This window comes from Massilia sp. GCM10023247 (genome assembly GCF_042653325.1).
Taxonomy (GTDB): domain Bacteria; phylum Pseudomonadota; class Gammaproteobacteria; order Burkholderiales; family Burkholderiaceae_D; genus Telluria.
Genome location: NZ_JBHSIB010000026.1, coordinates 1 through 17,774 on the forward strand (window position 1 = coordinate 1; position 17,774 = coordinate 17,774).

Genomic DNA, 17,774 nt, shown 5'->3' on the forward strand with positions numbered 1-17,774 from the left:
GGACTTACGCCGAATGCACGGCACAGCGCCCGTACATTGGCTCCCGGAGCCAACGCCAACATCACGAACTCTCCTTCCAAGGCATCGCACGCTCCCAAAGTCAGCAGTGCAATGATCATAAAAGGTGTTACCTATGTCCCTAGCCAAGTGTTTAGGATGTCCCTGTGCTGAACAGTCCTGACTCCACGCGGCCGTAGCCGTGCGGAACTCGCCGCAGGTAAAACGGCACGCCCACCTCATCCCGGCAGTTCAACCATGAACCCGATGCGCCGAGATTTCACCGGTTCGGCTACACTATGAATGGCTGTGTTTGCCGATATGGGCGCGAGCCTGCTGGTTGTGTTCAACGGCCTGCGCTTGCTGCGTCAAAAACCTGATGAAACGCTACTTCCTTATCTTGCTGCTCGTGTTACTGCCGATCCAGTTCTCTTGGGCGATCGCGGGAGCGTATTGCGCGCATGAGGAAGCGGCTGCCACACACTTCGGTCACCACCAACACAAGCACGACGAACCGACTGGGGATGGTACCAAGGACGACGGCAAGCACGAGACAAAGAAGATCCAGCTCGATATCGACTGCGACTATTGCCATCACGTCCCATCGAATGCGATTGCCCCCGCCTCCCCCGCGTTGGCGCAGCCTGGCTTGAGCACGCATATTCAGACTGACTCTCCTCACTATTCCTCGCATATCTCCGACCTGATTCCCCGGCCCGACTGGTCATTCCGCGCCTGAAACCGCGGATTCGCTCGCATCCCGAACGCCCGACCTGACCGGGCGGTACGGGTGCTGCGACGCCGAATGAAAACCTTGTTCGGAGAAAAAAATGAAGAAAGCAATTCTATCGCTTGCGATAGCAGGGACGGTCTGCGTGCCGTTCCTTGCGCAAGCCCAGCCGGAGGCTGCCGCTCCGGTTGAACCAAGTCAAACCGCGACAATCCCGCTGACGGTCGACGCGGCCGTGGAGCGTGCGATGCGGGTGCATCCGGAGATCAGCGCCGCACTCAACGAAGTTGCCGCACAGACAGGTGCAGTAAAGCAGGCAGGGATCCTTCCCAATCCAGAACTTGAACTGTTGCGTGAGGGACTTGACGAGCCGAACCGTACTTCGACGGTCCAGGTGAATATTCCACTCGAACTTGGCGGCAAACGCTCGTCACGCATTCGTGCGGCCGAGCGTGAGCAACGCGTTGCGGCCTTGGAGGTCAGCGCCGTACGCGCGCGCGTACGCGGCGAAACGATCGCGGCCTTCTACGAGGTGATCGCAGCAATGGAACGCAGCCGCTTGGCCGGCGAGATCGCGTCGATCGCCGCGAAAGCGACCGACGTGGCCGGCAAACGGGTTCTCGCGGGGAAGGTGTCTCCGGTCGAGGAGACCCGGGCCAGGGTGGCACAGGCAAGCGTGCGTATCGAGGCAGTGCAGGCCAAGCGCGAGCTTGCGCGCGCCAAGGGCAAGCTGGCGGCAATGGTAGGTGCAGACCCGCACAGCATCGAAGTTGCGCGCCCGGATGCGATCGAGCTGCCGCGCCTCGCAGCGTTGCCGACGCTGCTCGCGCAGATCGAGCGTGCGCCCGGCGTAGAGCGTGCACGCGCACTGGTCGAGCATCGCCAGGCCGTGGTCGACGTCGAGCGTACAAGACGCATGCCGGATGTAACGGTCGCGGTAGGTACCAAGCGTGAGGATGGCCACAGGCAGACCGTGGTGGGATTGTCGGTTCCGCTGCCATTGTTCAACCGTCACCAGGGCAGCCTGCTTGAATCTTTACGCCGCACCGATAAGGCACGCGACGAGCTGGACGCCGAATCGTTGCGCCTGCGTGCCGAGCTGTATGACGCCCATGCCCGTATGGCCGCGGCCCTCGAGGAAGCAGCCTTGATCGCAACGGACATGCTTCCCGGAGCCGAGAGTACCTACCAGGCAGCCAGCCGTGGGTTCGAGCTTGGCAAATTCAGCTTCCTCGAGGTGCTTGACGCGCAGCGCACCCTGTTCCAATCGAAAAACCAATATCTGTTGGCGGTGGCGGAGAGCTACCGGGCATCGGCCGAGATCGATCGACTCGTCGGCGCGACAGGCCCGTTTACCGGAACCATCCAGGCACAGGAGCAACAATGAAAATGCATCAGTTGAAGGTCATCGCGATCATGGTGGCCCTGGCCATCGCGTTTGGTGGGTACGTCGTATTCAAGGGCCGCAGTGGCGGCGCGCAAGAGGCTGAACACAGCGAAGCCGCCGAGCATGGCGAAAAGGACGATCACAAGCAAGCAAAAGGAGCCGGCGAGTCGGACAATGGCGACAAGCATGCCGGCGAAAAGCACGAAGCCGAAGGCGTGATCCGTTTCACCGGCGACCAGGTCAAGCTCGCCGGCATCACGATGCAAACGGCGGCCGCGGCACATCTCGACACGTTCATCCGGATGCCGGGCCAGATCGCCCTCAACGAGGATCGCACCGCCCACGTTACTGCACGTGCGCCGGGCGCGGTGGAGCGGGTTGCCGCAACGCTGGGCCAGAACGTCAGGAAAGGCGATGTCCTCGTCGTCATCGCCAGTGCCGAGATCGCCGGCCAGCGTGCGGACCTGGCTGCGGCCGAGAAACGCGTCGCCTACGCGCGCAGCGTGTACGCGTCGGAAAAATCGCTTTGGGAGGAGAAGATCTCCGCCCGCCAGGACTATCTCAAGGCGGAAAGCGATCTGCGAGAAGCCGAAATCGCCGTGCAGGGCGCACGGCAGAAACTGGCGGCACTCGGGGGCCAGGGCGGCAGCTCGGGGGCAAGCAACCGCCTGCAAGTGCGTGCACCGTTTGGCGGAACGATCGTGGAAAAGCATGTGGCCCAGGGCGAAGTCGTCGGCGCCGACACGCGCATCTTCACCGTGTCGGACCTGTCGACCGTGTGGGCTGACGTGGTCGTGCCGGCCAAGGATCTGGAAATCGTTCGTGTCGGCACCGAAGCGGTCATCCGCTCGGTCGCCTCCGACACGACGGCACCAGGCAAGGTCAGTTTCGTCAGCAGCCTGATTGGCGAAGAGTCGCGTTCGGCCAAGGCCCGGGTCGTCCTGGACAATCCGAAGACCGCGTGGCGGCCGGGGCTCTTCGTCAATGTGGATATCGTCACCGGTTCAGCGGAGGTGCCGGTCGCCGTCGCCAGGGAGGCGATCCAGACGGTCGAGGGACGCCAGGTCGTGTTCAAGCGCGTGGGCGAGGGTTTCGTAGCCCAGCCCGTCTCGATTGGCCGCTCGGACGGGCGCCTGGTCGAGATTATCAAAGGGATGAAGGCGGGCGAGCACTACGCCGGCGCCGGCAGCTTCGCCATCAAGGCCGAGCAAGCCAAGGGCGACGCCGAGCATGGGCATTAAACGGGGATCACGATCATGTTTAATAGAATTATTCGTGCTTCCATCGAGCACCGCTGGATCGTCATGTTCCTCGTCCTGGTCATGGCGGTGGCGGGCGTCTACAACTACCAGCGGCTACCCATCGATGCGGTACCGGACGTCACCAATGTCCAGGTGCAGATCAATACGGCCGCGCCCGGGTTTTCGCCGCTCGAGACGGAGCAGCGCATCTCGTTCCCGATCGAGTCCCTGATGTCGGGCTTGCCGCAACTCGAGTCGTTCCGCTCGCTGTCGCGCTACGGCCTGTCGCAAGTGACCGTCGTCTTCAAGGACGGCACCGACGTCCATTTCGCCCGCCAGCTGGTCAGCCAGCGGCTGCAGGACGCACGCGAGGAACTGCCGGCCGGCGTCACTCCCGAGATGGGGCCGATCGCCACGGGGCTGAGTGAAATCTACCTCTGGACTGTCGAGACCGTTCCAGGAGCGAAGAAGGCGGATGGTTCGCCCTATACGCCAACCGACCTGCGCGAGGTGCAGGACTGGATCATCAAGCCGCAGCTGCGCAACGTGCCCGGCGTCACCGAGATCAACTCCATCGGCGGTTTCAACAAGGAGTTCCTGGTCGCGCCCAATCCCCACCTGCTGTCGTCCTACGGCTTGAGCCTTGCGGACGTCGTCACTGCGCTGGAGCGCAACAACAGCAACGTCGGCGCCGGATATATCGAGCGGGCAGGGGAACAATACCTGATCCGCGCACCTGGCCAGGTGGAATCGATTGCGGACCTCGGGAACATCGTCGTGTCGAGCAGGCAGGGCGCTCCGGTGCGGGTGCGCAACGTGGCAGAGCTGTCGATCGGCCGCGAGCTGCGCACCGGTGCCGCCACCGAGAACGGGCAGGAGGTCGTGCTGGGGACCGTGTTCATGCTGATCGGCGAGAACAGCCGGGCGGTATCGACCGCGGTCGACAAGAAGATGGCCGAGATCAATCGCACGCTGCCGCCCGGGGTCAAGGCCGTTACGGTGTACGACCGTACCGTACTGGTCGAGAAGGCCATCAACACGGTCAAGAAGAACCTGCTCGAAGGTGCCGTGCTGGTGATCGCGGTGCTCTTCCTGTTCCTTGGGAATATACGCGCGGCGCTCCTGACCGCGATGGTCATTCCGCTCGCGATGCTGTTCACCTTCTCCGGCATGGTGGGCAACAACGTCAGCGCGAACCTGCTCAGCCTGGGTGCGCTCGACTTCGGCATCATCGTCGACGGCGCGGTCGTCATCGTCGAGAACTGCGTCCGGCGCCTCGCCCACGCGCAGTCGCGTCACGGCCGAACCCTGACCATGCAAGAGCGTTTCGAGGAGGTATTCCTGGCTGCGCAGGAAGCCCGGCGGCCGCTGCTGTTTGGCCAATTGATCATCATGATTGTCTATCTTCCGATCTTTGTCCTCACAGGAGTGGAAGGGAAGATGTTCCATCCGATGGCGTTCACGGTGGTCGTTGCCCTGTTGGGCGCGATGATCCTGTCGGTTACCTTCGTTCCGGCAGCCGTTGCCCTGTTCATGAACAAGCGCGTCGAGGAGAAGGAAAGCCGCCTGATGCACGCGGCGCGGCGTTTTTACGAGCCGGCCCTGCGCTATGTCATGGCGAACAAGCCGGTGGCCCTGGCATTCGCCGGCATCGTGCTCGCCCTTTCGGCACTGCTGGCGACCAGGTTGGGAACGGAATTCGTGCCCGACCTGAACGAAGGCGATCTTGCCGTGCTGACGGTACGGGTGCCGGGGACGAGCTTGACGCAGTCGGTCACGATGCAGCAGCAGATCGAAACCACCCTGATGAAGAAGTTTCCGGAAATTGTCCGCGTATTTGCCCGCATCGGCACCGCGGAGGTCGCGTCCGATCCCATGCCGCCGAACGTCGCGGACGGCTACATCATGCTCAAACCGGAGAACGAATGGCCCAAGCCGAAGAAGACGCGTGACGAGCTCCTCGCGGCAATCCGGCAAACGGTCGAAACCTTGCCCGGAAACAGCTACGAATTCAGCCAGCCAATCCAGCTCAGGGTCAACGAGCTCATCTCTGGCGTGCGCAGCGACGTTGCGGTCAAGGTGTTCGGGGACGATCTCGATACCCTCAACGCGACGGCGGCCCGTATCGGCGAGGTCCTCGAAAAAGTACCTGGCGCAAGCGAAGTTGCGGTCGAGCAGACCACTGGCCTGCCGATGCTCCAGATTCGGGTCGACCGCGAGCGGGCCGCGAGGATGGGGCTGAACATTGCCGACGTCCAGGACATGATTGCGACGGCAACCGCCGGCCGTGAAGCAGGCACGCTGTTCGAGGGAGACCGGCGCTTCGACATCGTGGTGCGACTGCCCGAGGCGATACGCAGCGATGTCGACGCCTTGAAGCGGCTCCCCGTTCCACTACCAGCCCCGGCCGCCGAAGGTGCGCAGCATTTCATCACGCTCGGGGAGATCGCGTCGTTCGAGATGGCGCCTGGCCCCAACCAGATGAGCCGCGAGCAGGGCAAGCGCCGCGTCGTCGTCACTGCCAATGTGCGTGGCCGTGATATCGGTTCGTTCGTCGCACAGGCGCAGCAGCGCATCCAGGCCGACGTCAAGGTGCCGACCGGTTACTGGACGACGTGGGGCGGGCAGTTCGAAAACCTGCAGACGGCGGCCAAGCGCTTGCAGGTCGTCATACCGGCCTCGCTCCTCCTGGTCTTTGCCCTGCTGTTCATCATGTTCAACAATGTGAAGGATGGCCTGCTGGTCTTTACGGGCATTCCGTTCGCACTGACCGGCGGCATTTTCGCCCTTTGGCTGCGCGACATCCCGATGTCGATTTCGGCAGCCGTCGGTTTCATCGCGCTTTCGGGTGTCGCAGTGCTGAACGGCCTGGTGATGATTTCCTTTATCCGCAACCTGAGGGATGACGGGCGATCGCTGATCGACGCTGTGAACGAAGGCGCAGTGACGAGGCTGCGTCCGGTTCTGATGACGGCGCTTGTTGCATCGCTTGGGTTCGTGCCGATGGCAATCGCGACCGGAACTGGCGCCGAAGTCCAGCGGCCGCTGGCAACCGTCGTCATCGGCGGCGTCCTGTCGTCGACTGCCCTTACTCTGTTGCTGCTGCCCTTGATGTACTACCAGGTGCACCGTAAGCCAGAGCAGACCAAAACGGCGTAAGCTGCGACGCGCGGGAGGATCTTCGAGATCGTAGGGCCTCCCAAGCGGCGTATCGGGGGATGCGCTTCGCGAACGGTGCAAATCGGTCCAAGGCTGAGTAGAAAGTACGCGCCAAAGAAACATGGCCCGCACAAGGCGGGCCATGTTTTAGAAGCGTGTTCCGAACTTTGTTAGATCAAAGTCGGCGGCGCTCAGGATGTCTGTTCCGATCTTGCTCAAGTTGTTCCGAACTTGATTATGACGAAACACCGCCAGGCTTACGCCATGTTCTTGTTCACGAATTCCCAGTTGACCAGGTTCCAGAACGCTTCGACGAACTTGGCGCGGGCGTTGCGGTAGTCGATGTAGTAGGCGTGCTCCCAGACGTCGCAGGTCAAGAGGGCCTTGTCGTCCGAGGCCAGCGGGGTGTGGGCGTTCGAGGTGTTGACGATGTCGACGCTGCCGTCGGCCTTTTGCACCAGCCAGGTCCAGCCCGAGCCGAAGTTGCCCAGTGCCGACTTGGTGAACTCTTCCTTGAACTTGTCGAAGGAACCGAACTTGGCGTTGATCGCGTCGCCGACCTTGCCGGTCGGGGCGCCGCCGCCGTTCGGGCTCATGCAGTTCCAGAAGAAAGTGTGGTTCCACACCTGGGCCGAGTTGTTGAAGACGCCGCCCGAAGACTTCTTGACGATTTCTTCCAGCGACATGTTTTCGAACTCGGTGCCCTTGATCAGGTTGTTCAGGTTCGTTACATAGGTGGCGTGGTGCTTGCCGTAGTGGTATTCCAGCGTCTCAGCGGAGATGTGCGGCTGGAGTGCGTCTTTCGCGTAAGGCAGCGGTGGCAGAGTATGTTCCATGTCTTATTCCTTGAGTGGTTGGAAACGGTCGAATTCGTCCGGGCGCGCATATTCTAAACCGGATGGGCGGACGTTGCATGATTGCTGCGTATTCGACTGTCTATTCAATCCGGCAAGCTTGTCTTCCAGCTCATTCCAGCCTTGCCTGCACGCTTGATACCTTCACCTCGGCGCTGCCCTCGGCCAGGCGCACGGTGAGCGTCTGGCGCGCCTTGATCTCGCCGGGAGCACGCAGCGCGTGGCCGTCGGCATGGCTGACGATCGCATAGCCGCGCTCGAGCGTGCGCTGCGGGTTCAGCAATTCCAGCTGCGAGGCGAGGGCGCCCAGCGCGTCGCGGCGCTGCTTGACCAGGCTGCAGACGCTGGCGTTCAGGTGGCGCTGCTCGGACAGGATCTGGGCGCGCAGGGTGCGCAGGTCGGGGCGGTGGCGCGCCCAGCGCTGCTGGAGTTGCGCCAGCAGCACGCTGGCGCGGCCCTGGGGCACCCGTACCGCATGGGTCAGTCCGGCTGCCATGGCGCGCAGCTTGAGGCGCTGGTGGGCGACCTGGGCCGTGGGACTGAGCAGGCGGCGGCTGAGATTGTCGAGGCCCTGGCTTGCTTCGGACAGCTGGCGCCGCATCGCGCGGCGCAGGTCGGTGGCGTCCGCGGCGAGCGAGGCCATCCAGTCTTCGCGCGGGGTGGCGGCCAGCTCGGCCGCGGCGGTCGGCGTGGCGGCGCGCAGGTCGGCGGCGAAGTCGGCAATGGTGACGTCGGTCTCGTGGCCGACGCCGGCAATCACGGGCATGCTGCAGGCGGCGATCGCGCGCGCCACCGATTCCTCGTTGAAGCTCCACAGGTCTTCGATCGAGCCGCCGCCGCGGCATACCAGCAGCACGTCGACTTCGGCCCGGCTCGACGCCGTCATGATGGCGTCGGCGATCTTGTCGGCCGCGAACTGGCCCTGGACGGGCGCCGGATACAGCACGATGCGCACGTGCGGCGCGCGGCGCCGCAGGGCGGTCAGCACGTCGCGCAGCGCCGCTGCCTGCGGGCTGGTGACGATGCCGATGCTGCGCGTGAACAGGGGCAGGGGACGCTTGCGGTCGGCGTCGAACAAGCCCTGGCGGGTCAGCTTTTCCTTGAGCCGCAGGAAGGCTTCGTAGAGCGCCCCGACGCCGGCGCGGCGGATCGTCTCGACATTGATCTGGTAGTCGCCGCGCGCGCCATACAGGGTGACCAGGGCGCGCACCTCGACCTTGTCGCCTTCGCGCGGGACGAAGCCGGCGTACTGGGCACGGCCGCGGAACATGACCGCGCGCACCTGGGCCGCATCATCCTTCAGCGTGAAATACCAGTGGCCGGAACTGGCACGGGTGAAGTTCGAGATCTCGCCGCCGATCCACACCAGTGGAAAGGAGCGTTCGAGCAGGCGCGCCACCTGGCCATTGAGTGCGGTCACGGTCAGGACCGGAGGCGGGGTGTAGGCGGAGTCGGAGTCGGATTCGGAGAAATTGAGCATGGCGTGTCCACAACGTAAGCGGGAAGCTTATGGCATATCCGTGCCATCAAGACAAGCGCTTTCGGTACAAATCGTCTTGGGCCGGCAAGCGCCTTTTTTGCTGGCAGGACAGGTCGAATTGTTTTAAATCAATAAGTTACGGGACGGTATGGGCACTTGAACACAATGTTATCCACAAAAAATGTGGGGAACTCGACAGTACTGAATGCCGTGCTGATGAAAAAGCGTGCACGACAATTATCTCGTTTAAAATCAGTGGCTTAGCGTTTAAGGAATAGCCTTGCGCACATTGTTCTCCACAATTTGTGTGCAGAGTCTGCACATGCTGCGCCGGCTTTTCAAAAAATGGTCAGATTGATCATGTTTTTCGACGTTTGAGGGGGCTTTTCTCTGTCCTGGACCCGCATGCGACAAATTTGTGCAGCCAGTATTTTCCCTTTGAAATCAAGGCGCTTGCGATAGCTCAACACGCTTCCTCACAATTTTGTCCACAGAAAATGTGGGGAAACACACAGGGGCGGCAAACGGAGGACGGCCGGCACCCGGATACGGCTGGGAAAGGGGGCTTGCACCCTGCGCCTTGTCCACCGAATGTATTCGGCTTGGCGCGGAGGTGGGCGAGCGGCGAAACGGTGGGGCAAGGTGATGCCGGCCCCGCTGGCCAGGCGACTTGGGGACCATGCTGTGGAAAAGGCTGCGCCTGCCTAAAAAGCGGGCGGAACAATTAAACTGTTTAAAATCATGCATTTAACAAGTGTCGGGCACCCTTGCACACATTCTTTTCCACAGATCGTGTGCATAGCATGCACACGCGAACCTTGAGCGCGTCTTTGTCAACAGCCGACCCTCAAGACTGGATCAGATCGCTTTATATTGACGCTGCTCAATTTTAGGACAGAATAACATTGCTCTTTAAAAACAGTCACTTAGGTGAGGTCGAGGGTGCTTGCGCACAATTTTGTCCACAATTTATGTGGGAAACCTGGGGAGGCGGGCGTCTCGCATAAGGCCGTCCGGCCGCGCCCTTTTTTTCATCGTGCCGATATTGTTGAGGTAAATCAACGGCTTAAGTCTCCGCCGGGACCATTGCGCACAATTTTATCCACAGAAAATGTTTACAACTGCGCCGCCGTTGCGTCGCCAGTATCTTGCACCGCGTGCAGTCGATCCGGCCAAACTTGCTCCGCGTGCCAGTTTCTTGCGCAGAGGAAAAATTCCTTTAAGAATCAACATGCTCTGGACGAGCAAGCGTCCTTGCGCACAATTTTATCCACAGAACTTGTGCAGAACTGTACTTGCCGCATTGCTGCCAACTTGCTACATTGCCGAATTCGTTTCTAAATGTCAGGAGTTCACTTGCTCGCCATCATTCAAGCCGCAGGCTGGCCCATCTGGCCGTTGCTGATCGCTTCCATCGTCGCCCTGGCCTTGATCATCGAACGCCTGATTTACCTGCGCCGTGAAAAAATCTTGCCGAAGCAATTGCTCGGCGAAGTCATCCAGGTTCACCGCAACAATAAAGTCACCCCCGACATTGTCCACACCCTCGAGCAGAACTCGCCGCTCGGCACCGTGCTGGCCGCGGCCTTGCGCAACGTCGACGCCCCGCGCGACGTCATGAAGGAGTCGATCGAGGAAGCCGGCCGCGGCGTCGCCCATGGGCTGGAACGCTTCCTGACCACCCTCGGCACCATTGCCTCGCTCGCTCCGCTGATGGGCCTGTTCGGCACCGTGGTCGGCATGATCGAGATTTTCGGATCGCAAAACGCCACCGGCGGCGCCAACCCGGCCCAGCTCGCGCACGGCATCTCGATCGCGCTGTATAACACCGGCTTCGGCCTGGCCGTCGCCATGCCGGCGCTGGTCGCCTACCGCCACTTCCGCGCGCTGGTCGACAGCTTCATCGTCGACATGGAACTGCAGGCCGTGAAATTCGTCGACGTCGTGCACGGGGCGCGCAAATGATGGATTTCCGCCGCGGCCAGAAGCGCGAGGATCCGGAGATCAACCTGATCCCCTTCATCGACGTGCTGCTGGTCGTGCTCATCTTCCTGATGGTGTCGACAACCTACAGCAAGTTCACCGAGCTGCAGATCACCTTGCCGACGGCCGACGCCGGGCAGGTGGCGAACAAGCCGTTCGAGATCAACGTCACGATCGACGCCAAGGGCAACTACACGGTGAACAACACGCCGGTTGCCTTTTCCAGCGTGGCCGGCCTGGCCAGCGACCTGAAGGCGGCCGCCAGCCGCGGCCCGAACGGCCAAGCGGTGGCGGACCCGGTCGTCATCGTCAATGCCGACCAGTTTGCGATGCACCAGATGGTGATCAACGTATTGGAGGCGGCGCGCATTGCCGGCTACGACAAGCTGACCTTCGCTGCCCAGACCGGCGGGAAAAAGTAAGTCATTGCAGCACCCGGGACAGCAGCCAGGCCGGCGCCGCACGCCTGCCTGGCTGTTTCTTTTCCATTCTCTTCCCCTTCATGTCCAAGAACAATTCCCTTGAAGCGAAACTGACCCGGGCCTGGCTGCATCGCGGCCCGCTTGCCTGCGCGCTGTGGCCGCTGTCGCAACTGTTCCGGGCGCTCGCCGCCCTGCGAGCCGGCCTGTACCGGGCAGGCGTGCTGAAAGCGGGGCGGCTGCCGGTCCCGGTTATCGTCGTCGGGAATATTTTTATTGGCGGCACCGGCAAGACGCCGCTGACGATCTGGCTGGCGCAGGCGCTGCGCGCGGCCGGTTTTCGTCCCGGCGTGATTTCGCGCGGCCACGGCGGCGAGGGCGAAGCCCCGCGCGCGGTCCGCCCCGATTCCGACACCCGGGACGTGGGCGACGAGCCGCTCCTGATCGCGCGCCGGGCCGGCGTGCCGGTCGTGGTCGGGAGAAAGCGCGTCGAGGCGGGCAGGGCGCTGCTCGCCAGCCACCCGGAGGTGGACGTGATCCTGACCGACGACGGCCTGCAGCACTACGCGCTGGCGCGCGACATCGAGGTCGTGCTGTTCGACGGCCGCGGTGTCGGCAACGGCTGGCTGCTGCCGGCCGGCCCCTTGCGCGAGCCGCCCTCGCGCCGGCGCGACCTGACGGTGGTGAATGCGCCCGAACTGACGCCGGAACTGGCGCGCGCCGTCGGCGGCGCGCCGTTCCGGATGCAGCTGGTCGGCGACACGGCAGAACGCCTGGCGGCCCCGCACGAGCGCCGGCCGCTCGCGGCGTTTGCCGGGCGCCGGGTGCTGGCCGCGGCCGGGATCGGCAATCCGGGCCGGTTTTTTGCCCTGCTGCGCGGGGCCGGCCTGGGCTTTGCCGAACTGCCTTTGCCGGACCACTACGATTTCCGCGACAACCCTTTCGCGAATGTCGACGCCGATGTCATCCTGATCACCGAGAAGGATGCAGTAAAATGTGGGCAACTTGAAAACCTGAAGGACGATCCGCGCTTGTGGGTCGTCCCCGTCACGGCGCGCATCGATGCCGCCCTGGCGGAACAAATTGTGGAGAAATGTCGTGGACGCTCGCCTGCTTGATATCCTGGTCTGCCCGTTGTGCAAGGGACCGCTCGAATACGATAAGAAGGCGCAGGAACTGACTTGCCGCCCGGACCGCCTGGCATTCCCGATCCGCGACGGCATCCCGATCATGTGGGCCGACCAGGCGCGCAAGATCGAACCGGTGTAAGCGCCGCAGGACGAGCGCATCGCTATGAAATTCACCGTCATCATCCCGGCCCGGCTCGCCTCGACCCGCCTGCCGAACAAGCCGCTGGCCGACCTCGGCGGCAAGCCCATGGTGGTGCGCGTCGCCGAGCGCGCCCGTGAATCGGGCGCCGCGCGCATCGTCGTCGCCACCGACCACCCCGACATCATGCACGCCTGCGCGGCGCACGGCGTCGAGGCCTGCATGACGCGCACCGACCATCCGTCCGGCACCGACCGCATTGCCGAGGTGGCGCGCGCGCTGGGCCTGGCCGACGACGAGGTGGTGGTCAACCTGCAGGGCGACGAACCCCTGATCGATCCGGCCCTGCTGGCCGCCTGCGCAGCCCGCATCGGTCCCGACGTGCCGATGGCCACCTGCGCCCACCCGCTCGATGCGGTGGACGAGGTCTTCAATCCGAACGTGGTCAAGGTCGTGCTCGACAAGGCGGGCAGGGCGCTGTACTTCTCGCGCGCGACGATCCCATGGCACCGCGACGCCTTTGCCGCCTCGACCGCCGCGCTGCCGCCCGGCTATGCGCCGCTACGCCATATCGGCCTGTACGCCTACCGCAACGCCTTCCTCCAAGCCTATCCGGGCCTGGAACCGGCACCGCTGGAACAGGTCGAGGCGCTCGAACAATTGCGCGTCCTGTGGCATGGCTATCCGATCGCGGTCCATATCACGGCCAGCGCGCCGCCGGCCGGTGTCGACACGCCCGCGGACCTCGCTCGGGTGCAATTGCATTACGCGTCTTGATCTGTGTGGCAATTGATTGTCGGACCGTCTGCGCTAGATCAAGAAACTGATTTTGGGCCTGCGGGGATTGGCGTTGACGATTACTTTTGTGGTAAGTTTCGTACCAAGGTGATCAGATATGCATCAATCGACCATCTTTGCCAACACCGTAGGACATCTCGAAAAACCGTAGCGTGCACCGGCCAGCGTCACCGGCCCGGCGCCCCCGGCCGCGTGCAAGGCGCAACAGGTTTTTCGAGCTGCCCCACAAACATTTTCAACATCCGTCTTAGGAATTTTCATGCGTCTCATTCTGTTAGGAGCGCCTGGCGCCGGCAAAGGCACCCAGGCTAACTTCATCAAGGAAAAATATAATATTCCCCAGATCTCCACCGGCGACATGCTGCGCGCGGCGATCAAGGCCGGCACCGAGCTGGGCCTGGCGGCTAAAAAAGTCATGGACGCCGGCGGCCTGGTGTCGGACGACATCATGATCGGCCTGGTGAAGGACCGCCTGCAAGAAGCGGACTGTGCCAACGGCTACCTGTTCGACGGCTTCCCGCGTACCATTGCGCAGGCCGACGCCATGAAGGACAACGGCATCAACGTCGACTACGTGCTCGAAATCGACGTGCCCGACGAGATGATCGTCGAGCGCATGAGCGGCCGCCGCTCGCACCCGGCCTCGGGCCGCGTGTACCACACCAAGTTCAACCCGCCGAAGGTCGCCGACATCGACGACGTCACCGGCGAGCCGCTCGTCCAGCGCGACGACGACAAGGAAGAGACGGTCAAGAAGCGCCTGGCGGTCTACCATAACCAGACCGAAGTGCTGCTTGGCTACTACAACAACTGGGCCCAGTCGGGCCTGCCCGGCGCCCCGAAGTATCGCAAGATCACGGGCGTGGGACCGGTCGAACAGGTACGTGACGCGGCTTTTGCCGCGCTCTCCGAGTAAGACCAGGAGCGGACAGCAATGTCCGCTTTTTTTTCGTCCCCGGATCTTTCCGGGGGCGCCCAACAAGATGTTCAGGGCAAGGCCCTGAGGGCGCGGCGACATACGTCGAAGACAGTACGCCAGTACGGCGAGACGAATGCAACGCCGCCATGGACGCTTTGTTGGGCGCCCTAGTCGCACGAATGGTTTGTATCAAAGTTATGCAGTACGCAGTGAGGCAGACTGCTTCGCCGAAGAGGCAAAGCATCTTTCAATGTGTGGTTGTGAATACTTGATCAAAATCTAAGGGGACGAAATGGCAGCAAACTATCTCACGTTTGCCGTGGCGTGCGGCGTCATCGCGGTCATCTACGGGCTCTGGGCCCGCGCCTGGATCCTGCGTCAGGACGCGGGCAATACGCGCATGCAGGGCATCGCGCAGGCGATCCAGGAGGGCGCCTCGGCCTATCTCGGGCGCCAGTACCGCACCATCGGCATCGTCGGCCTCGTGCTGCTCGTCGCCATCTACGCGCTGCTCGGCGCCATGACCGCGCTCGGCTTTTTCGCCGGCGCGGTGCTCTCGGGCGCCTGCGGCTTCATCGGCATGAACGTATCCGTCAGGGCCAACGTGCGTACCGCGCAAGCGGCCGCGACGGGCATGAACGAAGCGCTCGGGGTCGCCTTCAAGGGCGGGGCGATCACGGGCATGCTGGTGGTCGGCCTGGGCCTGCTGGGCGTGACGGCGTTCTACTGGTACCTCACCAGTAACGTGAGCGTCGGCGCCGCCGCCGCTGCCGGCAGTGCCGCCATGCGCCATGACGTCATCCAGCCGCTCATCGGGCTGGCCTTCGGTGCCTCGCTCATCTCGATCTTCGCGCGCCTGGGCGGCGGCATCTTCACCAAGGGGGCCGACGTCGGCGCCGACCTGGTGGGCAAGGTCGAAGCCGGCATCCCGGAGGACGATCCGCGCAACCCGGCCGTCATTGCCGACAACGTGGGCGACAACGTCGGCGACTGCGCCGGCATGGCGGCCGACCTGTTCGAAACCTATGTCGTCACCCTGATCGCCACCATGCTGCTCGGCGCGCTGGTGGTGACCGACGGCGTCGGCGAGGCGATGCTCTATCCGCTGCTGCTGGGCGCGGTGTCGATCATCGGCTCGATCGTCGGCTGCAGCATGGTGCGCGCGCGTCCCGGGCGCAAGATCATGTCGGCCCTGTACACGGGCCTGTGGTGGGCCGCCGGCCTGTCGCTGCTGGGCTTTGTCGCGGTCACCTGGCTGGTCTGGCAAGACCCGGCCATGCGCGGCGCCATGCTCGGCTGCGCGGTCGTCGGCATCGTCTTGACCGGGCTGATGGTGTATATCACCGAGTACTACACCGGCACCGAGTTCAAGCCGGTGCGGCACATCGCCGAGGCGTCGACCACCGGCCACGGCACCAACATCATCGCCGGCCTGGGCGTGTCGATGAAGTCCACCGCCTACCCGGTGCTGGCCGTCTGCATCGCGATCCTGGTCGCCTTCCAGCTCGGCCACCTGTACGGCATCGCGATCGCCGCCACCTCGATGCTGTCGATGGCCGGCATCGTGGTCGCCCTCGATGCCTACGGGCCGATCACCGACAACGCCGGCGGCATTGCGGAAATGGCCGGCATGCCGGATGCGGTGCGCGCGATTACCGACCCGCTCGACGCGGTCGGCAACACCACCAAGGCCGTGACCAAGGGCTATGCGATCGGCTCGGCCGGCCTGGCGGCGCTGGTGCTGTTCGCCGACTACACCCATGCGCTCGACTCGGTCGGCAAGTCGATCGTGTTCGAGCTGTCGAACCCGATGGTGATCGTCGGCCTGTTCATCGGCGGCCTGATCCCCTACCTGTTCGGGGCGATGGCGATGGAAGCGGTGGGGCGCGCGGCAGGCGCCGTCGTGGTCGAGGTGCGGCGCCAGTTCCGCGACATCCCCGGCATCATGGCCGGCACCGGCAAGCCCGAGTACCACAAGGCGGTCGACATGCTGACCGCCTCGGCGATCCGCGAAATGGTGCTGCCCTCGCTGTTGCCGGTGGTGGTGCCGATCGCGGTCGGCATGCTGCTGGGACCGGCGGCACTGGGCGGACTGCTGATGGGCACCATCATCACCGGCCTGTTCGTCGCGATCTCCATGACCACCGGCGGCGGCGCCTGGGACAACGCCAAGAAATACATCGAGGACGGCCATTTCGGCGGCAAGGGTTCCGACACGCACAAGGCGGCCGTCACCGGCGACACGGTCGGCGACCCCTACAAGGACACGGCCGGCCCGGCCGTCAACCCGCTCATCAAGATCATCAACATCGTGGCGCTGCTGCTGGTGCCGCTGTTGCCGGCGGCCGGCTGGATCGCGATGTCGGAGCCGCAGATCGCCCAGCTCAGGCGGCCGGCGCATGCGGTCACGCAGCCGGCGGCGGCTTCGGTGGCGGCGCCGGGCGCGGCCGCGACGACCACCATCGTGCCGCCCGTGCGCACCGCGGCCGCCGAGCCGCACGCCGCGCGTCCTTGACGAGCAATGTGCCGCTGGTGTTCGCATGAACTTGCCAGCGGCATATCCCCTTGTGTGGGCGCGGCCGGCGCAGGCGGTGCGGGCGGCGGCGCATACCAACGGGTAGGGTGCGCACTCGTGCGCACGCGGTACGGCCGCCACTCAATCGGCACGCACCCAGCCGGCAGCTCAGGCGCCGTCCAGGGCCTTGCCGATCGCCGCCGACAGCGACGCATGATCGGAATCCCCGTGGTAGCGCTCTCCGTTGATGAAGAAGGTCGGCGTACCGCGCGCGCCGGCGCCATGCGCTTCCTGCATGTCGGCCTGCACCCGTGGGCGGTGCCGGCCGCCCTCGAACTCGCTGCGAAAGCGCTCTGCATCGAGCCGCAGATTGGCGGCGAGCGCCGGCAATGCGTCTTCGTCGAGCATGCCCTGGTTCTCGAACAGGGCGTCGTGCATCTCCCAGAACTTGCCTTGCGCGCCAGCGGCCTCGGCTGCTTCGGCAGCCGGCTGGGCAAACGGATGCAGGTCCGTCAGCGGCAGATGGCGGTACACCAGGGTCAGGCGTTCGCCGTGCTGGCGCTGCAAATCGGTCAGCGCCTTGTGGGCGCGCGCGCAGTAGGGACATGCGAAGTCCGCATATTCGACCAGGACCAGCTCCGCGTCCCTGTTGCCGCGTATATGGTCGTTCTCTGTGATCCTTACCCGTTCTTCCATCTTTCCTCCGCTCGTCTGGTTCGCTTGAAGATGCGGGGCGGCCGCCTACACTGGAAGCGTCGACACCACGCTACTGGAGAGCATCATGGCACGCAAATACATCGATTGCCGCGAGTTTCCGAGCGACACGAAATGTTCGGTGACGATTGCGGCCGACAGCGAAGAGGAGCTGATGGAGGTGGCGGTCCAGCACGCCGCGAGCGTCCACGGACACCCCGACACGCCCGAGTTCCGCCAGCAGCTGAAAGGTGCCATGCACGAAGGCTCGCCGCCGGAGTGAACCGGGCCGAACGGCGCAACGCCAAAGGCGGGCCCGCCGAGCCCCGC

At 63.8% G+C, this 17,774-nt stretch carries 15 protein-coding genes; 12 read left to right on the forward strand and 3 right to left on the reverse strand.

The genetic code is table 11. The features are described 5' to 3' along the window. Nucleotides 1-376: 376 nt before the first annotated feature. The 4 genes from czcI (at nucleotide 377) to ACFPAH_RS20950 (ending at nucleotide 6,514) form a co-directional block, all read left to right on the forward strand. Nucleotides 377-736 carry a cation efflux protein, CzcI family gene (gene czcI / locus ACFPAH_RS20935; RefSeq protein WP_379749217.1) on the forward strand — a complete coding sequence of 120 codons (360 nt, stop codon included), beginning with the start codon at nucleotides 377-379 and terminating at the stop codon, nucleotides 734-736. A gap of 91 nt (nucleotides 737-827) precedes the next feature. Next, on the forward strand, nucleotides 828-2,114 hold the full coding sequence (locus ACFPAH_RS20940) for a TolC family protein (protein ID WP_379749219.1): 1,287 nt from the start codon (nucleotides 828-830) through the stop codon (nucleotides 2,112-2,114). Continuing rightward, on the forward strand, nucleotides 2,111-3,355 hold the full coding sequence (locus ACFPAH_RS20945; protein WP_379749222.1) for an efflux RND transporter periplasmic adaptor subunit: 1,245 nt from the start codon (nucleotides 2,111-2,113) through the stop codon (nucleotides 3,353-3,355). Before ACFPAH_RS20940 ends, ACFPAH_RS20945 begins: the two co-directional genes overlap by 4 nt. A 15-nt stretch (nucleotides 3,356-3,370) precedes the next feature. After that, nucleotides 3,371-6,514, forward strand: coding sequence for an efflux RND transporter permease subunit (locus ACFPAH_RS20950; RefSeq protein WP_379749224.1), 3,144 nt, complete (start codon nucleotides 3,371-3,373; stop codon nucleotides 6,512-6,514). Nucleotides 6,515-6,771: 257 nt separating this feature from the next. Here the strand turns inward: ACFPAH_RS20950 and sodB are convergent, their stop codons facing one another. Next, nucleotides 6,772-7,350, reverse strand: coding sequence for a superoxide dismutase [Fe] (sodB, locus tag ACFPAH_RS20955; RefSeq protein ID WP_379749227.1), 579 nt, complete (start codon nucleotides 7,348-7,350; stop codon nucleotides 6,772-6,774). 130 nt (nucleotides 7,351-7,480) lie between these two features. Beyond that, entirely contained in the window at nucleotides 7,481-8,848 is a 1,368-nt protein-coding gene (gene xseA, locus ACFPAH_RS20960) for an exodeoxyribonuclease VII large subunit (RefSeq protein WP_379749230.1), read from the reverse strand. A 1,356-nt stretch (nucleotides 8,849-10,204) separates the two neighbouring features. Here xseA and ACFPAH_RS20965 point away from each other — a divergent pair. The 7 genes from ACFPAH_RS20965 to ACFPAH_RS20995 all read left to right on the forward strand — a co-directional run bounded on the left by ACFPAH_RS20965 (nucleotide 10,205) and on the right by ACFPAH_RS20995 (nucleotide 16,751). Next, entirely contained in the window at nucleotides 10,205-10,813 is a 609-nt protein-coding gene (locus ACFPAH_RS20965) for a MotA/TolQ/ExbB proton channel family protein (RefSeq protein WP_379749232.1), read from the forward strand. Next, nucleotides 10,813-11,253, forward strand: coding sequence for an ExbD/TolR family protein (locus ACFPAH_RS20970; RefSeq protein WP_379749568.1), 441 nt, complete (start codon nucleotides 10,813-10,815; stop codon nucleotides 11,251-11,253). The genes ACFPAH_RS20965 and ACFPAH_RS20970 overlap by 1 nt, the downstream gene beginning before the upstream one ends. An 80-nt stretch (nucleotides 11,254-11,333) precedes the next feature. Beyond that, on the forward strand, nucleotides 11,334-12,368 hold the full coding sequence (gene lpxK / locus ACFPAH_RS20975; protein ID WP_379749234.1) for a tetraacyldisaccharide 4'-kinase: 1,035 nt from the start codon (nucleotides 11,334-11,336) through the stop codon (nucleotides 12,366-12,368). Then, nucleotides 12,349-12,519, forward strand: a complete 171-nt coding sequence (locus tag ACFPAH_RS20980) for a Trm112 family protein (protein WP_379749236.1) — start codon at nucleotides 12,349-12,351, stop codon at nucleotides 12,517-12,519. The genes lpxK and ACFPAH_RS20980 overlap by 20 nt, the downstream gene beginning before the upstream one ends. Before the next feature lie 24 nt (nucleotides 12,520-12,543). Then, complete coding sequence (gene kdsB, locus ACFPAH_RS20985; RefSeq protein WP_379749238.1) at nucleotides 12,544-13,296, forward strand: 3-deoxy-manno-octulosonate cytidylyltransferase; 753 nt, start codon at nucleotides 12,544-12,546, stop codon at nucleotides 13,294-13,296. Between the two features lie 280 nt (nucleotides 13,297-13,576). After that, nucleotides 13,577-14,233, forward strand: coding sequence for an adenylate kinase (gene adk, locus ACFPAH_RS20990; RefSeq protein ID WP_379749241.1), 657 nt, complete (start codon nucleotides 13,577-13,579; stop codon nucleotides 14,231-14,233). 295 nt (nucleotides 14,234-14,528) lie between these two features. Continuing rightward, nucleotides 14,529-16,751, forward strand: a complete 2,223-nt coding sequence (locus ACFPAH_RS20995) for a sodium-translocating pyrophosphatase (protein ID WP_379749243.1) — start codon at nucleotides 14,529-14,531, stop codon at nucleotides 16,749-16,751. A gap of 168 nt (nucleotides 16,752-16,919) precedes the next feature. Here the strand turns inward: ACFPAH_RS20995 and ACFPAH_RS21000 are convergent, their stop codons facing one another. Further along, on the reverse strand, nucleotides 16,920-17,447 hold the full coding sequence (locus ACFPAH_RS21000) for a DsbA family protein (RefSeq protein WP_379749245.1): 528 nt from the start codon (nucleotides 17,445-17,447) through the stop codon (nucleotides 16,920-16,922). 85 nt (nucleotides 17,448-17,532) lie between these two features. Here ACFPAH_RS21000 and ACFPAH_RS21005 point away from each other — a divergent pair, with 85 nt between their 5' ends. Continuing rightward, entirely contained in the window at nucleotides 17,533-17,727 is a 195-nt protein-coding gene (locus tag ACFPAH_RS21005) for a DUF1059 domain-containing protein (protein WP_379749247.1), read from the forward strand. Nucleotides 17,728-17,774 lie beyond the last annotated feature (47 nt).